The following is an 18146-nucleotide window of genomic DNA, read 5'->3' on the forward strand; positions in this document are numbered from 1 at the left end:
GGATTCAGCGCACCACCAGGGTCGCGGGGGACGGTTCTTCGAGCCGCACGGACGTGGCGTGCTCACCCAGCAGGAAACCACGCAGGGTGTACGGCGCCGGGCAGGGGGCCGAGGTCAGCTCGTGCTCGACCGTGCCGAGTTCCAGCAGCTCGGCACCGGTGATCCGGAGAACGGTCGTGCCGTCGGCGGGTCCACGCGGGCGAAGGGTACCGCTGCGCGCCACACAGACGAACTCCGGCAGCAGCAGGGGAGTCTCCCCGAGAGCCTCCGCGTCGGGGGCGCAGAGGGTGACGCGGATCAGGGGACTGCCGCGCCGCAGCACCCGGCGCGGCGCGGGCACCAGGTGGTACGCGACGGACGCGTCCGGCGGCAGTACGGCCTCGGCGGCCGCCGGCAGCGCGAGCACGGACCCCGAGGCACGCGGCGCGGGCACGGCCCTGACGCGGACCTGGCCCCGGCCGGCCGGCAGCCGCAGCCCGTGGCGCCGGTACTGGTGTGCGGCGACGGCCTGTTCCCCGGTACGCCCGCCGCTCTCCGTCCAACTGACCTTCAGCTGACCGGTGTTCTCGGGCCAGTCGAGCACCACCTGCACCTGGCCGTCGGACTGGCGCCGCGCGGTCAGCCCGGTCACGGCGACGGGCGCCTCCACGGTGACGGCCGGCCCCGCCACGGCACGCTCCCCGAGCACGGCGACGGCCGCCACCTCGGCGTGGGTGCCGGGCGGTGGACACAGTACGGCCGCGTCGTCCTCGGGCCGGGGCCACGGCAGTGGCTCGGGCAGTTCGTCGGCCGCCAACTCGGTCCCGGCGGCGGGCGCGTCACCGGGCCAGCGGACGAGCCGCACCTCCGCGCCGCCGCCCGTCCAGGCGAACCGGATCCCGCGGCCCTCGCCCTCGGCCGCCGCCGTGAGAGTCCGCACGGGTTCGGGCCAGCGGTGCACCGTGCGGGTCACCTCGACGCCCGGGGAGGAGACGGACCGCCCCTCGGGTGTGCGGTAGTGACAGACGACCCGGAAGCGGTACGGGCCGGGCGCCAGCCCGGTGGCGGAGAACCGGACGCTTCGGCAGGGCAGCGGCCCGCTGCGGCCGTCGGGCCCGGTGTGCTCGACCGTCACCTCCGTGGCGCCGGACGGCGCTCGCCAGGTCCCCTCGACCCGCCCCCGCCCGTCCGTCAGGGCGAGCCCGCTCACCTCGGGCGTGACCGACAACTCCCGTGCCACGAGGGGCACGCCGGCCACGCGGCCCTCGCGCACCGGCAGCGCCACGTACCGCACGACGCTCCCGAGTGGCACGGTACGGTCCTCGGTGCCGCCAGGACGTGCGGAGACCTGGCGGGTCTCGGGCACATCGGACGTCTCGGACACCTCGCACACCTCGCGCACCTCGGTGGTGCCGCTTCCGGTCCGCCGCAGTCGCAGGATCCGCCAGGTGATCCCGGGACCTGCCAGGTCCGGGGCGACGGCCGGGTCGACCGGGTCCCAGGCCAACGCCACGAGGTCCGCGTGCAGCGCGTGGCGCAGCCGCTCGGGGTCGGCGGGGCCGGGGCGGTGGATGCGTACCAGGCCGAACAGGGCCTGGCGGTCGTCGGCCGCCAGCCGCAGGGCCCGCAGGTACTCCTCCGTCGCGGCCTCGGTGTCGCCCGCCCGCTCGGCGCCACGGGCCGAGTCCAGCGCGGCGTCGGCGTGCCCCAGCCGCCGGGACAGCGTGGTCCGCAGCGCGGTGAGCGACGGGTCGCGTCCGTAGGGCGGCAGCCGCTCCAGGAGCCGGTGCGCGCGCCGCAGCCGGTGTTCGGCCCAGGCGTCGGCCAGCGACTCGGCGGCGGTCCGCTGCCGGGCGTCCAGGGCGGGGCGGACCCGGGCGGCGGCGACGAGCCCGGCGGCCTCCTCGGCGTGGACGCCCAGCGCCTGCGCGGTGTCCGGGTGCCCGCCGCGCGGATGGTCCTGGAGCAGTTCGATCAGCTGGTAGAGCAGGACCCTGCGGAGGGCCTGCGGGTCGCGCCGGTGCAGGCCGGCGAGTTCGCCCGCGAGGGAGGCCGCCGGGCCGGAGCCGCCGCGCAGCGTGTCCAGCAGCGCGGCGTCGACCCGCCGGTGGCCGCGGGCGCCGGCCGGCACGAACAGCCCGTCCAGCACGCGCAGTCGCCGGCCGTCCGGTGCGAGGAGCTCGCCGATGTGCCGTAGGCCGGCGGCGCGTTGGGCTTCGACGAGGCGGGGGTATCCGGGGGTCAGGGGGGCGAGCGGTAGTGCGGACAGGGCCCGGGGCAGGCCGAGATGATGCCCGAACTCGCGTCCCGCCACGTGTACCGCTCCCCCGATCGTGCCTGCGACGGACATCTCATCAGATGCAGGGGGAGCGGGGGTACGGTTTTCTCGCCCCCGCCACCCCCGCTAAAAGATTGCGCAGTTCCCCGCGCCCCTGAAGGCAGGCATGCCTGGGCGTGGGGAACTGCGCACGGGGGTTCGGGGGCGGAGCCCCTGAGACTGGTCGGGAAGGGGAAGGGGCGGCGGGGGCGAAAACACCCGTTCAGGCACCCACCGCGGAGAGCGGCACCGCCGGCGCAACCGCCTCGTCGTACCGCTGCAACAACACCCGCGCCACCTCCACCCCCGCCCCCAGCACCCCCGCCAGCACATCCGCCCCGACCGCCCCCCGAGCCACCCGATCCGGCAGCCGCCCAGGCGCCAGGAAGTACGGCGCCACAGCGACCCGCCCGCACCCCAGCGCCCGCAACTCCCGCACCACGTCCTCCGTCCCGGGCAGGCCCGCCGAGGCGAACGCGGGCCGTACGGCCGACCAGCCCGCCCGCCGCCACTCCCGCGCCATGCCCGCGATCACCGCCCGAGCCTCCGGGTCGGTGGACCCCGCCGAGGCCAGCACGACCCCGGTCGAGGACCGGTCGGCAGGGGACAACCCCGCCTCGTACAGCCGCCGTTCGAGCGCGGCCGACAGCAGCGGTGACGGGCCGAGCACCTCGGCCTGCCGGATCCGCAGCCGGGCGGGGGCCCTGTCCAGCACCGCCGGGATGTCCGTCTTCGCGTGGAAGGCGCGGGTCAGCAGCAGCGGCAGCGCCACCACGTCCCGTACACCCCGCGCCGCGAGGGACTCCAGCACGCCCGACACGGACGGGACGTCGAACTCCAGGAAACCGGTCTCCACGCGCAGCCCGGGGCGCCGCGCCCGCACCTGGCGCACCAGGGCGTGCACGGTCGCGGCATGCCGCGGATCGCGGCTGCCGTGGGCGATGACGAGGAGGACCGGTCCCGGCACGGGGATCAGTTCTTCACGAGGAGACCGCGGCTGCGCAGGACCCACCGCTCCAGCGGGCTGAAGATCAGCAGGTCGATCGCGATGCCGACGGTCAGGATGAGGAGGATGGCGAGGAACACCATGGGCATGCTGTTCGCCGTACGGCCGTTCTCCAGCAGCTGGCCCAGGCCGATGCCCAGGTCGGGCGAGGACGCGATGATCTCGGCGGCCATCAGCGACCGCCACGAGAACGCCCAGCCCTGCTTGAGCCCCGCGAGATAGCCGGGCAGCGCGGCCGGCACCACGACGTGCCAGGTGCCGCGCAGGCCCGTCGCGCCCATCGTGCGGCCCGCCCGCAGGAACAGCGGCGGCACCTGGTCGACACCGGAGACGAGCCCGTTGGCGATCGAGGGGACCGCGCCGAGCAGGATCACCGCGTACATCATCGAATCGTTGAGACCGAGCCACAGGACGGCCGGCGGCACCCACGCCACCGACGGCAGGGACTGGAGTCCGGACAGGATCGGGCCGATCGCCGCGCGCACGAACTTCACCCGCGCCACCAGCAGCCCCAGGGGTGTGCCGATCACGAGGGCCATCAGGAAGCCCAGCAGACCGCGCGAGACGCTGGTCCAGATGTATCCGAGCAGCGTCCCCTCCCGCCAGGCCTCGCCGACCTCGTCCCAGACCGCGGAGGGCGACGGCAGCTTGTAGCTGTCGGTGACCTCGGCCCACACCAGGACCTGCCAGACCACCAGGACCAGCGCCACGGCGACGATCGGGGGGAAGATCTTCTCCACGAACGTCCTGCGGAACGGGGCCCTCTTGGTCTGGACCGTGTCCAGCGCGTCGAGGCCCGCTTCGAGTCCGGCGAGGTCGCCGGCTTCGACGACGGGGTCCGCCTCGGGCTCGGCGGCGCTCGCCTCAGTGCTGGCCATGACGGCGTATCTCCCCACGCAGTTGTTCGGTGATCTCGACGGACAGGTCCGCCACGGCGGAGTCCTCGATGCGGCGCGGCTGCGGGATCTCGACCGTCCACTCCCGCGCGATGCGCCCCGGGCGCGAGGACAGCAGCACCACGCGCTCGGCGAGCCGCACCGCCTCGCGGACGTTGTGCGTCACGAACAGCACCGACACGTTCGTCTCGCGCCAGATCCGGGTCAGCTCGTCGTGCAGCACGTCCCGGGTGATGGCGTCGAGGGCCGCGAACGGCTCGTCCATCAGCAGCAGCTGGCTGTCCTGCGCCAGCGCGCGGGCCAGTGCGACGCGCTGCCGCATGCCGCCCGACAGCTCGTGCACCCGCTTGCCGTACGCGCCCTTCAGCCGTACGAGCTCCAGGAGCTCCTCCGCCCTGCCCCGGCGGTCCGACTTGGGCAGACCCCGCAGCTTCAGGGCCAGTTCGATGTTCTTGCCCGCGGTCAGCCACGGGAAGAGGGCGTGCTCCTGGAACATCAGGGCGGGCCGGCCGTCGGTGCTGATGCCGCCCGCGGACGGCTTGTCGAGCCCGGCGACCAGGTTCAGCAGCGTCGACTTGCCGCACCCGGAGGCTCCCAGGAGGGTGACGAACTCGCCCGGCGCGACATCGAGCGTGATGTCGTCCAGGACGAGCTGCTGCCCGGCGGGGCCGGCGAAGGACTTCGAGACGTGCTCGATCCGGGCGGCGTACTCCACCGATTCACCGGCGTCGGCGGTCTTGGCGAGGGCGGTTGCCATGGTCGTCACCTCCTGGGAACTCATGGGTGGGTGTCCGGGCTGCTTACTTGACGCCGAGACCGGCGTCGTCGACCGCGCTCTTGCCCTCGGCCTTGAGGACCTTGTTCAGCGGGGCGAGGTCGTAGATGCCGTCGAGCTTCGGCTTCTCCAGCAGACCGGCCTGCACCGCGTGGTCGGCCTCGGTGTCGAGGGTCGCGGCCAGCGGGTCGTCGGTGAACTGGATCGACTTCCACGCCGGGTCGATGACCTCGGCGGGCAGCTCCTTGCCGGACAGCTCCTTGAGCTTGGTGTTCGCCGCGGCCTTGGCCTCGTCCGGGTTGGCGTTGATCCACGTGTTGGTCTTCACCGAGCCGCGCAGCACGGCCTCGACGACGTCCGGGTGCGCCGTCAGGAACTTCTGCGACACGATGATGTTCGTGATCACGAACTTCTTGTCCGGCCACAGGTCTGCCTCGTCGAGCAGCACCTCGGCGCCCTCGGCGACCAGCTTGGAGGCGGTCGGCTCCGGCACCCACGCGCCGTCGATGGAGCCCGACTTGTAGGCATCCGGCGTGATCTTGTTGTCCGTGCGGACCACCGAGACGTCGCCCTTGCCGCTCTGCGCGTCGACCTTCCAGCCCTGCTCGGCGATCCAGCTGAGGAACGCGACGTCCTGCGTGTTGCCCAGCTGGGGGGTCGCGATCTTCTTGCCCTTGACGTCCTTCAGGGACTTGACCGTCTTGGGGTTCACCACCAGCTTCACCCCACCGGACGCGGAGCCGCCGATGATCCGCAGACCCTTGCCGTCGGTCGTGCTGTAGCCGTTGATGGCGGGGGAGGGGCCGATCCAGCCGATGTCGATCGAACCGGAGTTGAGCGCCTCGATCTCGGAGGGACCCGCGTTGAACTGGGAGTACGAGGCCTTCGTGCCCCCGAGCTCCTTCTGCAGCAGCCCCTCCTGGTCACCCACGAGCGCGGTGGCGTGGGTCAGGTTCGGGAAGTAGCCGATCCGGACTTTGTCGGCGGAGAGCTTCTTGCCCTCGGCGGCGACCTTCGAGGTGTCCTCGTCCTTGGAGTCGGAACCGTAGCCGCAGGCAGCGAGGGTGAGGAGGGGAAGCGCGGCGACCACGGCTATGCCGCGGCGAAGCAGTGCGGAGCTTTTGGCAGGCACGGGAGGGGTTCCTCTCGTCGGCCCGGCGGTCACGTCCGTTCAGGTCGTGGCCGGGAGGTCGGCAGGTCTTCGTCGTATCCGCGACGGCGGGCGGGGGGACCGGGCGCGCAGGCAGTGCGCGTACGTCAGCACGCACATCGCGCGACCCCGCCCTGGCCGCTGCCGAGGGCGCCGCTGCCGACCCGGCCGCCCTCCTTCGCGAACGTGGCGTAGAAGTCGGTGGCTCGCACAGCGGTCCGCAGGGCCGCCCGTACGGTGGTTTTCATGATCAGAAATCCCACCCGTCGTCGTCCGCGTCGGCCTTGACCGGCTCCGGCGAGGCGAAGGACTCGCCGACCATCCCGGCGGTGAGCGTGGTGCCGTCGGCGGGGTCGATCAGGATGAACGAGCCGGTGCGCCGGGAGTCGGCGTACGAGTCCACCGGGAGCGGCTCGGCGGTACGGATCTTGACGCGCCCGATGTCGTTGGCGACCAGGTGGCCCGGGTGCGGGTGCAGGGACAGGTCGTCGAGGGTCAGCCGGGACGGGATGTCCTTGACGACCGCCTTCACCGTGCGGGTGCCGTGCTTGAGCAGCACGCGGTGACCGATGGTCAGCGGCGCGTCGGCGACGTGGCAGACGGTCGCCTCGATGTCCTGCGTGGTCGCGGGCGCGTCCTGGGTCGGCACGATCAGGTCGCCGCGCGAGATGTCGATGTCGTCCTCCAGGAGGACCGTCACCGACTGCGTCGTCCAGGCCAGGGCGACCGGCCGGCCCAGCAGGTCGATCCCGGCGATCCGCGAGGTACGCCCCGAGGGCAGCACGGTGACCGCCTCGCCGACCCGGAACGCGCCGGCCGCTATCTGACCGGCGTACCCGCGGTAGTCGGGGTGCTCGCTGGTCTGCGGACGGATCACGTACTGCACGGGCAGCCGCGCGTGGCAGGTCGTGAGGTCGTGGCTGACCGGGAGGGTCTCCAGGTGCTCCAGGAAGGTGGGACCGCCGTACCAGTCCATGTTCGCGGACGGGTCCACCACGTTGTCCCCGGCGAGCGCGGAGATGGGGATCGCGGTGATCTCGGGAACGCCCAGCTCGGAGGCGTACGCCGTGAACTCCTCGGCGATCGCGGCGAAGACGGGCTCCTGGTAGTCGACGAGGTCCATCTTGTTGACGGCGAGGACGACGTGCGGGACGCGCAGGAGGGCGGCGATGGCGGCGTGACGGCGGGTCTGCTCGACGACGCCGTTGCGGGCGTCGACCAGGACGACGGTCAGCTCGGCGGTGGAGGCGCCGGTGACCATGTTGCGGGTGTACTGCACGTGCCCCGGGGTGTCGGCGAGGATGAACCGGCGCTTGGCGGTGGCGAAGTAGCGGTAGGCGACGTCGATGGTGATGCCCTGTTCGCGTTCGGCGCGCAGGCCGTCGGTGAGCAGGGCGAGGTCGGGGGTGTCCTGGCCGCGGTTGCGCGAGGCGTGCTCCACGGCTTCGAGCTGGTCGGTGAGGACCGACTTGGAGTCGTGGAGGAGGCGGCCGACGAGGGTGGACTTGCCGTCGTCGACGGACCCGGCGGTCGCGAACCGCAGCAGGGTCGTCTCGGACAGCTGCTCGACCGACAGCGGCTCGGAGGGCTCGATGGTGCTCGGCATGGTTAGAAGTACCCCTCGCGCTTGCGGTCTTCCATCGCGGCCTCGGACATCTTGTCGTCGGCGCGGGTGGCGCCGCGTTCGGTGAGCCGGGAGGCGGCGATCTCGGTGATGACGGCGTCCAGGGTGGTGGCGTCGGAGTCGACGGCGCCGGTGCAGGACATGTCGCCGACGGTGCGGTAGCGCACGAGGCGGGTCTGGACGTGCTCACCGCCCTTGGGGCCGCCCCAGTCGCCTGCGGTCAGCCACATGCCGGCCCGCTCGAACACCTCGCGCTCGTGGGCGAAGTAGATCTGCGGGAGTTCGATGCCTTCGCGGGCGATGTACTGCCAGACGTCGAGCTCGGTCCAGTTGGAGAGGGGGAAGACCCGGACGTGTTCGCCGGCGGCGTGGCGGCCGTTGTAGAGGTTCCACAGTTCGGGGCGCTGACGGCGGGGGTCCCACTGGGAGAACTCGTCGCGCAGGGAGAAGACGCGCTCCTTCGCGCGGGCCTTCTCCTCGTCGCGGCGTCCGCCGCCGAAGACGGCGTCGAAGCGTTCGGCCTGGATCTTCTCGGTGAGCGGCACGGTCTGCAGCGGGTTGCGGGTGCCGTCGGGGCGTTCCTTGAGGGTGCCGCGGTCGATGTAGTCCTGCACGGAGGCCACATGGAGGCGCAGCCCGTGCTTCTCGACGGTGCGGTCCCGGTATTCGAGGACCTCGGGGAAGTTGTGCCCGGTGTCCACGTGCAGCAGCGAGAAGGGCACCGCGGCCGGCGCGAACGCCTTCAGCGCCAGGTGGAGCATGACGATGGAGTCCTTGCCGCCGGAGAAGAGGATCACCGGCCGTTCGAACTCGCCCGCGACCTCGCGGAAGATGTGGACGGCCTCGGACTCCAGAGCGTCCAGATGCGACAGCGCGTACGGGCTGTCGGCCTCCTCCTCGGAGACGTCGGCGACGGTCGTCGTCATGCGAGACCCCTCTCGGCGAGCAGCGCGTGCAGCGCCGCCGCGGACTCCTGCACGGACTGGGTGTGCGACTCGATGCGCAGATCCGGTGACTCGGGCTCCTCGTACGGGTCGTCGACCCCGGTGAGCCCGGAGATCTCGCCCGCGGCCTGCTTGGCGTACAGCCCCTTCACGTCCCGCTCGCTGCACACCTCGACCGGCGTGGCGACGTGCACCTCCAGGTACGCGGCGCCGCTCGCCTGGTGGCGCTTGCGCACGGCCTCGCGGCTGTCGGCGTACGGGGCGATGACCGGTACCAGCGTCTTGACGCCGTTGCGGGCCAGCAGGTCGGCGAGGAAGCCGATGCGCTGGACGTTCGTGTGCCGGTCCGCGCGGCTGAAGCCGAGGCCCGCCGTCAGGAGCGTACGGATCTCGTCGCCGTCGAGCACCTCGACGCGGTGGCCCTCCTCGCGCAGCCGTCCGGCCAGTTCGTACGCGATGGTGGTCTTGCCGGCGCTCGGCAGACCCGTGAGCCAGATGGTGGCTCCGGTCACTTGGTTCTCCTGGTTCATCGAGTTCGGCGTGGTGGTCGAGGACGTCGCTGTCGCCGGTGCTTCTGCTGGTGCCTTCGCTTCCGCGGTCATGGTCAGCCGTGCAGCCCGCACTCGGTCTTCGCGCTGCCCGACCAGCGGCCGGCGCGCGCGTCCTCGCCGTCGAGGACCCGGCGGGTGCAGGGGGCGCAGCCCACGGAGGGGTAGCCGTCCATGAGGAGCGGGTTGGTGAGCACCCCGTGCTCGGTCACGTACGCGTCCACGTCGTCCTGCGTCCAGCGGGCGATCGGCGCGATCTTGACCTTGCGGCGCTTCTCGTCCCAGCCGACGACCGGGGTGTTCGCCCGGGTCGGGGACTCGTCGCGGCGCAGCCCCGTGGCCCAGGCGCGGTACTTGGTGAGGCCCTGCTCCAGGGGCTCGACCTTCCGCATGGCGCAGCACAGGTCGGGGTCGCGGTCGTGCAGCTTCGGGCCGAACTGGGCGTCCTGCTCGGCGACGGTCCGGCGCGGGGTGAGCGTGATGACGTTGACGTCCATCACGGCCTCGACGGCGTCCCGGGTGCCGATGGTCTCGGGGAAGTGGTAGCCCGTGTCGAGGAACACGACGTCCACGCCGGGGAAGGCGCGCGACGCGAGGTGGGCGACCACCGCGTCCTCCATCGAGGAGGTCACGCAGAACTGCTTGCCGAAGGTGGCGGCGGCCCACCGGAGGATCTCCAGGGCGGAGGCGTCCTCCAGGTCGCGGCCCGCCTGCTCGGCGAGTGCCTTGAGCTCGGCGTCCCGGCCGCTCTCGGCGCCGGGCTGTTTCTCCGTGTCGGCATCGGACTGCACGGTCGTCATATCTCGTCCCCTCCACCGTCGTTGCGCTGAACCCCGCGGGCCAGCAGCCCGAGGAACTTCAGTTGGAAGGCTCGATTGCATGCCGCGCATTCCCACGCACCGTGTCCCTGCTCGCCGGGGCGCAGGTCCTCGTCGCCGCAGTAGGGGCAGTAGAAGGGCGCCGCACGCTCACTCACGACAGAGCCTCCTCGGAGGCCCGCGTGGCCCAGGTGGCGAACCGCTCGCCGTCCTCGCGCTCCGCCTCGAAGCGCTTCAGCACCCGCTCGATGTACTCGGGCAGGTCGTCCGAAGTGACCTTCAGGCCACGGACCTTGCGGCCGAACCCGGCTTCGAGTCCGAGCGCGCCGCCCAGGTGCACCTGGTAGCCCTCGACCTGGTTGCCGGAGCTGTCCAGCATCAACTGGCCCTTGAGACCGATGTCCGCGACCTGGATACGGGCGCAGGCGTTCGGGCAGCCGTTGATGTTGATGGTGATGGGCTCGTCGAACTCGGGGATGCGGCGCTCCAGTTCGTCGATCAGCGCCGCGCCGCGCGCCTTGGTCTCGACGATGGCGAGCTTGCAGTACTCGATGCCGGTGCAGGCCATCGTGCCGCGCCGGAAGGTGGACGGCGTGACCTTCAGGTCGAGCGCCTCCAGGCCCGCGACGAGGGAGTCGATCTGCTCCTGCTCGATGTCGAGCACGATCATCTTCTGCTCGGCGGTGGTCCGCAGCCGGCCCGAGCCGTGCGCCTCGGCCAGCTCGGCGATCTTCGTGAGCGTGGTGCCGTCCACGCGGCCCACACGCGGGGCGAAGCCGACGTAGTAGCGGCCGTCCTGCTGCCGGTGCACCCCGACGTGGTCGCGCCAGCGGGCGAGCGGCTGGGCGGGAGCCGGGCCGTCGATCAGCTTGCGCTTCAGGTACTCGTCCTCGAGGACCTGGCGGAACTTCTCGACGCCCCAGTCGGCGAGCAGGAACTTCAGCCGGGCGCGGGTGCGCAGGCGCCGGTAGCCGTAGTCGCGGAAGATCGACAGGACGCCCACATGGACGTCGGCCACCTCGTCGAGCGGGACCCAGGCCCCCACGCGCTGGCCGATCTTCGGGTTGGTGGAGAGACCGCCGCCGACCCACAGGTCGAAGCCGGGGCCGTGCTCGGGGTGGTTCACGCCGACGAACGCGACGTCGTTGATCTCGTGCGCCACGTCGAGGAGCGGCGAGCCGGAGACCGCGGTCTTGAACTTGCGGGGCAGGTTCGAGAAGTCCTTGTTGCCGATGATCCGCCGGTGGATCTCCTCGATGGCGGGCGTGCCGTCGATGATCTCGTCCTCGGCGATACCGGCGACGGGCGAGCCGAGGATCACGCGGGGCGTGTCACCGCAGGCCTCGGTCGTGGAGAGCCCGACGGCCTCCAGGCGCTCCCAGATCTCCGGGACGTCCTCGATGCGGATCCAGTGGTACTGGACGTTCTGCCGGTCGGTGAGGTCGGCGGTCCCGCGCGCGAACTCCTGCGAGATCTCGCCGATGACGCGCAGCTGCTGGGTGGTGAGGCGTCCGCCGTCGATCCGTACCCGCAGCATGAAGTACTTGTCGTCCAGCTCCTCCGGCTCCAGGACCGCGGTCTTGCCGCCGTCGATCCCGGGCTTGCGCTGGGTGTACAGCCCCCACCAGCGCATACGGCCGCGCAGGTCGTTGGGGTCGATCGAGTCGAAGCCCCGCTTGGAGTAGATGGTCTCGATGCGTGTCCGCACGTTGAGACCGTCGTCGTCCTTCTTGAACTGCTCGTTGCCGTTGAGCGGGGTGAAATGGCCCACGGCCCACTGACCCTCACCGCGGTGACGGCTCACCTTGCGGCGGGGCGCGGCGGCAGCGGGATTCTGAGGCGTGGCGGCCATGGTTACGTCCTTCGGGACCGGCGGATGCGGCTCTGACCTGCGCGCACGGGCGCATACGGGCATACGTGCGCGTCGTTGCGCAAGTCGAGACAAGGGAATGTCGGTGATGCTGGGCACGGGGCCGAGGGCCCTGGTGCCGTGGGTCAGCGGACCGGACAGATGGCGCTGGACATGCGGCCGAGGTCGACGTGCCGCCGACTCACCAAGGCAATTCCAGTTCCAGACATGACGGAAGCGTGTCACGGCGATCTGGACACAGTCCAGCTTCGTCCAGGATGCGGACACCTTGGTCCCGGGATGTGAGACAAGGGTGGTGTCGCTCACAGGGACCGGCCCGGACGACGTCCTGCCAGGTCAGCCGACCTGTGCCCCCGGCCAGGGTCCGGGGGTGGTCACGTCCGGCTCCTCCTCCACCGTGGTGTCGAAGAGCTTGAAGCCGCGGCGCAGGTAGTTGTCCATCGCGTGCTCCCCGTCCTTGCTGCATGTATGCAACCAGACGCGCTTCGTCGGGGTCAGCCCCGGCCAGCGGTCGGCCAGGTCCCAGGCCCGTGCGGCACCGTACGAGAGGAGGTGGCCGCCGATGCGCCGGCCGCGGAAGGCCGGGATCAGTCCGAAGTAGACGATCTCCACGGCGCCGTCGTCCTGCGCCTGGAGCTGCACGTATCCGGCGGGCGTCCCGCGGTCCTGGGCGACCCAGGTCTCCACGCCGGGGCGTTCCAGGTCGGCCTGCCACTGCGCGTACGTCCAGCCGAGCCGGTCCGTCCAGCGGATGTCCGCGCCGACCGCGCTGTAGAGGAAGCGGCTGAACTCGGGGGAGGGCACCTCGGCACGGACGATCCGGACGTCCCCCTCCGGGGCGGCGGCGGGCAGCCGGTCGGCCGGCGAGGTCTGCTCCAGGGACCAGGTGGTCACAGCGATGTTCATGCCGGCCAGGGAACCACGACACCGGCCCCGCCTCCACGCCGGGTCCACCACCGGAACGCTGCCCACGAAGACTCCGGCCCTCCGGCCCCTGGCTATCGGCCCCGGGTCGCCGGCCCCCGTACGTGAGGAGGTCTTGCACCCGGCATGAGCGACACACGGTTCGGCGCCGGCCGAAGGATCGGAGCCGGGGCGCGGCCCCGCTCCTCAGGGGCGCGGGGAACGGCGCGCCCGGCCCCACCGGCCCGCGGCACGGCCTTGAAGCGCCGGCCTCCTGGGGCATCGGCCCCCTGGAGCCCTCCGGCCCTGGCATCCGACCAACGGCGCCGACCAAAGAGGTTCCGGCGACCGGCGACCGGCCCGGCGCCGCGTACCTGGCCGGGCCGGGCCGGAGGCTCACTGCACCGCGTCGTCGACCGCCGACAGCGGGACCGCGTACAGCACGCGCTCCGGGATCGCCGGGGGCTTCCACTCCTTGTCCTTGTCGGTCGCCCACTCGGTGAGCGTCCACAGTTCGCCGGTCTCCTGCCAGTACGACAGGGACGCGGTGTGCTGCCCCCAGCAGGCGTACGACCCGCCGGACCCGCACTGCGCGGCCTTCGCGGCGCTCTCGTCCTGGCGCCAGAGCGTGCCGTGTCTGTCGCGGCTGTTCGACGCGTGGCCGGTGTACCAGTCGGGCTCGCTCGCCCCGCTCGCCCGGTGCGAGAGGACGCCCTGGAGCCCGACGGCCTTGGTCTCGTAGGCCTCGTCGGCGTTCACGACGCCGTGGGCGTCGCTGCCCAGCAGGCCGGAGCGGTCGCTCGCGGTGCTGTAGGGGTAGCGCCACACCCGGGCCGGCTCGGTGCCGTCGGGGTCGAACCACTCGTTGGCGACCAGGCTGTCCGGTGTCGAGGTGCGGTCCAGGGAGACCGAGGCGACACAGGGGCGCCCGTCGGCGGCGCGCGCGTCACAGGCCCCGCCGGTGAGGCTGTACGAGCCCATCGCCGGCATCACGTACTTGTAGCCGCGTGCCGACCAGCCGTCGTCGACCCTGCCGACCTCGGAGCTGTCCACGTCGGCCCGCAGGATGCGGTTCATGTCGAAGACGAACAGCGCGTCGTCGTGGTCGGCGCCGTTCTTCGCGGTGACGATCAGCTTGTCCTGGTACCAGACCATGCCGCCGACGTGCGAGCGGACGGCCTCGAAGTCCTTGCCGTCGGAGAGCGGGGCGACCAGCAGGACCCAGCGGTACTTGAGGTTCTTCGGGTCGTTCGCGTCGATGAACGCGACCCGGGCCAGCCCCTTGTCGGCCGAGGGCTCGCCCGCCTTGGCGTCGTTGTGGCTCCAGCCGGCCAGGATGACCCGGTCCGGACCCCACTCGCCGTCGCTGTCGGCGTCACCGGAGGTCGTGACGGACTGCGGCAGCCACTTCTGCGTCGTGGCGTCCTCGCCGTCCCAGCAGTACGCGCGGGTGGCGGCCGGCTCGACGGGCAGCGCCGCGGACTCGGTGGGGGCGCAGTCGGCCTTGTTGCGCATCGGGTGGTTGGCGCTCTTGAGGACGGTGTCGACGCCGACAGCCCCGCCCATGCCGCTCTGCAGCGTGTCCAGTGTCGACGTGTCGACCAGGTTCTCGCGCAACTGGAGCTCGGACTTCTCGGACGACGAGGTGAGCTTCGTCAGGGGGCCGGGATTGTCGCTCCCGGCGGCCTGCGAGGTGCTGATGATGGCGGCGGCGGCGGTGAGCGCGAGGGCGGTCCCGGACAGCGTGGCCCGCAGGACACGCCCCTTCCTCCGGCGCCGGTGTCTGCCTCGATACGTCATAGGTCCTCCCGTCGGCGGCCAACTGCCTCCTGCGATCCGACGGTTGGGCCGGAGGAGACGGATGTGGGGGGCCGTGCGTTGGATGGTACGGCAGAGGGTGCCGAGCCAGGCCGAATACCCCGGAATCGGCCGGGATCCCGGCCCGCCCACCGGTTTCCCTGAAGCGGCTCAAGCCGGTCACCGACCTGCGGTCGTGACGATGCCGGCGGCCGGGGCCAGGGCTGTGGCGCGCGACCGGAGAACCCCCGGGGCCGTCGAGTGCGGAAGGAGGTCGAGGGGGTTCTCGGGGAGGATCACCCGCACCTCGGCCTCCTCGCAGAAACGATACGGCCGGTGTTCCAGAACAGCCCCCAGATAACGGCGTATCCGCGACATCTCCGCCCGTACGGTCACCGTACGGGCCGGGTCGCCGAACATGTCCTCGGCCAGCCCCGCGGCGCTGCGGCCGGTGCGGTGCAGGGCCAGCAGATACAGCAACTCGGTGTGCCGGGGGCTCAGTCCATGGGTCCAGCTGCCCGCGCCGTCCGCCACGGTCAGCGACCAGCGGCGCGGCCGCGCCAGGTCCAGCTCGATCCGGGAGGCGCCACGCGAGGCGGAACGTTCGTTCGAGGCGCGCACCAGCCAGCCGTCGCCCAGCGGTTCCACCGAGCACCAGCCGAGCGAGGGCAGCCAGATCCGGTCGGTGCCGACCGTGCCGGGCAGCGTGAGCCGGTCCGGCGGAGGCATGCCGCTGACCGCGGCGGTCCAGCCGTACCGGTCGACGGCGAGGGCGCGCCCGGTGGTCCGGGCGAGGACCGGCGCGGCCACCGAGCGCAGCCGCTCCAGCGCGACCTGGTGCCGTTCCCGTAACCGCGCCTCGGCGAGCTTGGCCACCGAGGCGACCCACGGCAGGGTCGCCGGATGCGTCGTCTCCCAGGGGCCGCTGACGTCCACGACGCCGATCAGCCGGCCGTCGCGCGGGTCGGTGATCGGCGCGCCCGTACAGGTCCAGGTGGCGTGGCTGCGGACGAAGTGCTCGGCGGCGAAGACCTGCACGGGGTGGCCGACGACCGCGGGGGTGCCGATGCCGTTCGTGCCGACGACCGTCTCGCCCCAGTCCGCGCCGACCTCGAAACCGAAGTCGTCGGCCTTGCGCAGCACGGGCCTGCTGCCCTCGCGCCACAGCACCCGGCCCTCGTCGTCGGCCACGACCATGATGTGGCGGGCGACGTCCGCGACCGACAACAACCCCTCGCGCAGCACCGGAAGGACGTGCCGCAGCGGGGACTCGCGCCGCAGTCGCTCGATCTCGCCCCGGCCGAGCAGCCTCGCGCGGCAGTCGAGGTCGGGGTCGACGCCGCAGCGCAGCATGCGCTCCCAGGACTCCCCGATGACCGGCCGCGGGTCGAGGGGCCCCGGCCTGCCGGACAGTCTGGCGTCGCGTACTTCGCCGAGCAGGCGTGCCGCCTGTGCGGCGTCCACGGCGGTCAGCCGTGCCACGTCCGATGCGTGCGCCACTGTGTCCTCCCGGAGGTCCTGAACGGACGACCGGCCCGGATCTCGGCGGTCGTGGGGTCCGAGACCCGTACTGCTCGCACGCCCCATGGTGCCGCCCGTCCGCCCGTCCGACCCGTCCGCCCATCCGTTCATCCGCTCATCGTGTCGTCTGTCCGCCGTGGAAGGCGACACTCCGGATGCGCGGCGGCAATTCGGGGCGGGGAATCTCAGACAGGGTAAGAAACAGGTTGCAACCCTCTGCAACCCTGGCGCGACACCCCGTGCGCTGCGGAGACTTGAGACGCACGGGGTTGGTGCCGCGTCGGCGCAGCACCACCCCCGTGTCGTCGCCCCGTCACTCAGGAGACGGGACGGGCCCGCTCCACCACCGCGGCGAGGTCGAGCGTGTGCGGCAGCGTCCCCAGGGACGAGCCCCAGTCCCCGCCCAGCCGTGAGGCGCAGAACGCGTCGGCGACCTCCGACGGAGCGAAGCGGACCAGCAGCGAACCCTGGAGCACCACGGCGATCCGCTCGACGAGACGCCGGGCGCGCGCCTCGACACCGCCCAGGTCGGCGAGTTCGGTCAGCAGGCTCTTGATCGCCCCGTCCAGCCGGTGATCGGCGCCCCGGGCCAGACCGACCTCCTGGAGATACGCGTTCAGGGCCGCGGGCTCCCGCTGGAGGGCCCGCACCACGTCGAGGGCCTGGACGTTGCCCGCGCCCTCCCAGACCGAGTTGAGCGGCGACTCGCGCAGCAGCCGCGGCATGCCCGACTCCTCCACGTACCCGTTGCCGCCCAGGCACTCCAGGGCCTCGGCCACGACCGGTGTGCAGCGCTTGGTGACCCAGTACTTCGCCGCGGGCACCGCGAGCCGCAGGAAGGCCCGCTCCTGCTCACCGCCGTCGTCGTACGCGGCGGCCAGCCGCAGCGCGAGGGCCGTCGCCGCCTCGGACTCCAGGGCCAGGTCCGCCAGCACGTTCCGCATCAGCGGCTTGTCGATCAGCCGGCCGCCGAACGCCTCGCGGTACGTGCAGTGGTGCACGGCCTGCGCGACGGCCTGCCGCATCAGCCCCGCCGAGCCCAGCACACAGTCGAGCCGGGTGGCTGCGACCATCTCGATGATGGTGCGCACCCCGCGCCCCTCGTCGCCGACCCGGCGCGCCCAGGTCCCGTCGAACTCGACCTCCGCGGAGGCGTTCGACCGGTTGCCCAGCTTGTCCTTGAGCCGCTGGATCCTGAACACGTTCCGGGTGCCGTCCGCCAGTACGCGCGGCACCAGGAAGCAGGTGAGACCGCCGGACCCCTCCGAGTCGCCGGCCTGGGCCAGCACCAGGAAGCCGTCCGACATCGGAGCCGAGCAGAACCACTTGTGGCCCGTCAGCTCGTACGTCCCGTCCTCGGCGAGCGGCCGAGCGGCCGTCGTGTTCGCGCGGACGTCGCTGCCGCCCTGCTTCTCCGTCATGCCCATCCCGAAGAGCACACCGGCCTTCCGGGCGGCGGGGCGCAGGCCCTGGTCGTAGACCGTGGACGTGAGCCGGGGCTCCCACTCCGCGGCGAGCGCCGGGTCGGTGCGCAGCGCGGGCACCGCCGCGTGCGTCATCGACAGCGGACAGCCGTTGCCCGCCTCGACCTGGCTCCAGACCAGGAAGGCGGCCGCGCGCCGCACATGCCCGCCGGGCCGGGTCCACGCCGCCGTCAGCCCCGCCGAGACACCCTTGCCGAGGAGCCGGTGCCAGGACGGATGGAACTCGACCTCGTCCAGGCGCTCGCCGTACCGGTCGTGGGTGAGCAGCTTCGGCGGGTTCTCGTTGGCCAGCGCCCCCCACTTCTGGACCTGCTCGGACCCGGAGGTGAGCCCGAGGGCCGACAGTTCGCCGCGTGCCTCGCCGAGCAGCGCGGGGTCGAGATGCCGCTCGACCGCCTCCACGAGGGCCCGGTCGGCGTTGAAGAGGTCGTACGCGACCAGCGGCGGAGCCTGGTTGGTCACGGTGTGGGTGCTGGCTGCCATGTCTGCGAACCTACCCGGGGTGCGGCGTCCG

Annotated in this window: 17 protein-coding genes; all 17 read right to left on the reverse strand. The window is 72.2% G+C overall.

From position 1 onward, the window contains the following. Positions 1-4: 4 nt before the first annotated feature. Positions 5-2293, reverse strand: coding sequence for a hypothetical protein (locus ACLVWQ_RS01905; protein ID WP_414106303.1), 2289 nt, complete (start codon positions 2291-2293; stop codon positions 5-7). A 226-nt stretch (positions 2294-2519) separates the two neighbouring features. Continuing rightward, positions 2520-3263 carry a sirohydrochlorin chelatase gene (locus tag ACLVWQ_RS01910; protein ID WP_414106304.1) on the reverse strand — a complete coding sequence of 248 codons (744 nt, stop codon included), beginning with the start codon at positions 3261-3263 and terminating at the stop codon, positions 2520-2522. 5 nt (positions 3264-3268) lie between these two features. Then, positions 3269-4180, reverse strand: a complete 912-nt coding sequence (locus ACLVWQ_RS01915) for an ABC transporter permease (RefSeq protein ID WP_414106305.1) — start codon at positions 4178-4180, stop codon at positions 3269-3271. Next, entirely contained in the window at positions 4167-4955 is a 789-nt protein-coding gene (locus tag ACLVWQ_RS01920; RefSeq protein WP_414106306.1) for an ABC transporter ATP-binding protein, read from the reverse strand. Before ACLVWQ_RS01920 ends, ACLVWQ_RS01915 begins: the two co-directional genes overlap by 14 nt. A gap of 43 nt (positions 4956-4998) precedes the next feature. After that, positions 4999-6105, reverse strand: coding sequence for an aliphatic sulfonate ABC transporter substrate-binding protein (locus ACLVWQ_RS01925; RefSeq protein WP_414106307.1), 1107 nt, complete (start codon positions 6103-6105; stop codon positions 4999-5001). 125 nt (positions 6106-6230) lie between these two features. Next, complete coding sequence (locus ACLVWQ_RS01930) at positions 6231-6371, reverse strand: hypothetical protein (protein WP_414106417.1); 141 nt, start codon at positions 6369-6371, stop codon at positions 6231-6233. 2 nt (positions 6372-6373) lie between these two features. Continuing rightward, on the reverse strand, positions 6374-7729 hold the full coding sequence (locus ACLVWQ_RS01935) for a sulfate adenylyltransferase subunit 1 (protein WP_414106308.1): 1356 nt from the start codon (positions 7727-7729) through the stop codon (positions 6374-6376). 2 nt (positions 7730-7731) lie between these two features. Continuing rightward, on the reverse strand, positions 7732-8673 hold the full coding sequence (cysD, locus tag ACLVWQ_RS01940; protein WP_414106309.1) for a sulfate adenylyltransferase subunit CysD: 942 nt from the start codon (positions 8671-8673) through the stop codon (positions 7732-7734). Then, positions 8670-9221 (reverse strand): adenylyl-sulfate kinase, encoded by a 552-nt coding sequence (gene cysC, locus ACLVWQ_RS01945; RefSeq protein ID WP_414106414.1) that lies wholly within the window; start codon positions 9219-9221, stop codon positions 8670-8672. Before cysC ends, cysD begins: the two co-directional genes overlap by 4 nt. Before the next feature lie 74 nt (positions 9222-9295). Continuing rightward, on the reverse strand, positions 9296-10039 hold the full coding sequence (locus ACLVWQ_RS01950) for a phosphoadenylyl-sulfate reductase (RefSeq protein WP_414106310.1): 744 nt from the start codon (positions 10037-10039) through the stop codon (positions 9296-9298). After that, positions 10036-10215: a hypothetical protein gene (locus ACLVWQ_RS01955; RefSeq protein ID WP_307535490.1), complete on the reverse strand. Its 180-nt coding sequence runs from the start codon at positions 10213-10215 to the stop codon at positions 10036-10038. The genes ACLVWQ_RS01950 and ACLVWQ_RS01955 overlap by 4 nt, the downstream gene beginning before the upstream one ends. Next, positions 10212-11909, reverse strand: coding sequence for a nitrite/sulfite reductase (locus tag ACLVWQ_RS01960; RefSeq protein ID WP_414106311.1), 1698 nt, complete (start codon positions 11907-11909; stop codon positions 10212-10214). Before ACLVWQ_RS01960 ends, ACLVWQ_RS01955 begins: the two co-directional genes overlap by 4 nt. A 143-nt stretch (positions 11910-12052) precedes the next feature. Then, positions 12053-12136 carry a putative leader peptide gene (locus ACLVWQ_RS01965; RefSeq protein WP_349817346.1) on the reverse strand — a complete coding sequence of 28 codons (84 nt, stop codon included), beginning with the start codon at positions 12134-12136 and terminating at the stop codon, positions 12053-12055. 127 nt (positions 12137-12263) lie between these two features. Further along, complete coding sequence (locus tag ACLVWQ_RS01970) at positions 12264-12833, reverse strand: GNAT family N-acetyltransferase (RefSeq protein WP_414106312.1); 570 nt, start codon at positions 12831-12833, stop codon at positions 12264-12266. A 393-nt stretch (positions 12834-13226) separates the two neighbouring features. Next, positions 13227-14630, reverse strand: coding sequence for a hypothetical protein (locus tag ACLVWQ_RS01975; RefSeq protein ID WP_414106313.1), 1404 nt, complete (start codon positions 14628-14630; stop codon positions 13227-13229). Positions 14631-14807: 177 nt separating this feature from the next. Further along, complete coding sequence (locus ACLVWQ_RS01980) at positions 14808-16127, reverse strand: GAF domain-containing protein (protein WP_414106314.1); 1320 nt, start codon at positions 16125-16127, stop codon at positions 14808-14810. 338 nt (positions 16128-16465) lie between these two features. Beyond that, positions 16466-18115, reverse strand: coding sequence for an acyl-CoA dehydrogenase family protein (locus ACLVWQ_RS01985; RefSeq protein WP_414106315.1), 1650 nt, complete (start codon positions 18113-18115; stop codon positions 16466-16468). Positions 18116-18146 lie beyond the last annotated feature (31 nt).

Origin of the sequence: Streptomyces sp. CWNU-52B, from assembly GCF_047444975.1 — a bacterium.
Taxonomy (GTDB): domain Bacteria; phylum Actinomycetota; class Actinomycetes; order Streptomycetales; family Streptomycetaceae; genus Streptomyces.

Excerpts from the sequence above, each read along its gene's own strand:
- ACLVWQ_RS01915 (WP_414106305.1), bottom strand. The coding sequence starts at position 4,180 with ATGGCCAGCACTGAGGCGAGCGCCGCCGAGCCCGAGGCGGACCCCGTC.
- ACLVWQ_RS01920 (WP_414106306.1), bottom strand. The coding sequence starts at position 4,955 with ATGGCAACCGCCCTCGCCAAGACCGCCGACGCCGGTGAATCGGTGGAG.
- ACLVWQ_RS01930 (WP_414106417.1), bottom strand. The coding sequence starts at position 6,371 with ATGAAAACCACCGTACGGGCGGCCCTGCGGACCGCTGTGCGAGCCACC.
- ACLVWQ_RS01935 (WP_414106308.1), bottom strand. The coding sequence starts at position 7,729 with ATGCCGAGCACCATCGAGCCCTCCGAGCCGCTGTCGGTCGAGCAGCTG.
- cysD (WP_414106309.1), bottom strand. The coding sequence starts at position 8,673 with ATGACGACGACCGTCGCCGACGTCTCCGAGGAGGAGGCCGACAGCCCG.
- cysC (WP_414106414.1), bottom strand. The coding sequence starts at position 9,221 with ATGAACCAGGAGAACCAAGTGACCGGAGCCACCATCTGGCTCACGGGT.
- ACLVWQ_RS01950 (WP_414106310.1), bottom strand. The coding sequence starts at position 10,039 with ATGACGACCGTGCAGTCCGATGCCGACACGGAGAAACAGCCCGGCGCC.
- ACLVWQ_RS01960 (WP_414106311.1), bottom strand. The coding sequence starts at position 11,909 with ATGGCCGCCACGCCTCAGAATCCCGCTGCCGCCGCGCCCCGCCGCAAG.
- ACLVWQ_RS01965 (WP_349817346.1), bottom strand. The coding sequence starts at position 12,136 with ATGTCTGGAACTGGAATTGCCTTGGTGAGTCGGCGGCACGTCGACCTC.
- ACLVWQ_RS01970 (WP_414106312.1), bottom strand. The coding sequence starts at position 12,833 with ATGAACATCGCTGTGACCACCTGGTCCCTGGAGCAGACCTCGCCGGCC.
- ACLVWQ_RS01975 (WP_414106313.1), bottom strand. The coding sequence starts at position 14,630 with ATGACGTATCGAGGCAGACACCGGCGCCGGAGGAAGGGGCGTGTCCTG.
- ACLVWQ_RS01985 (WP_414106315.1), bottom strand. The coding sequence starts at position 18,115 with ATGGCAGCCAGCACCCACACCGTGACCAACCAGGCTCCGCCGCTGGTC.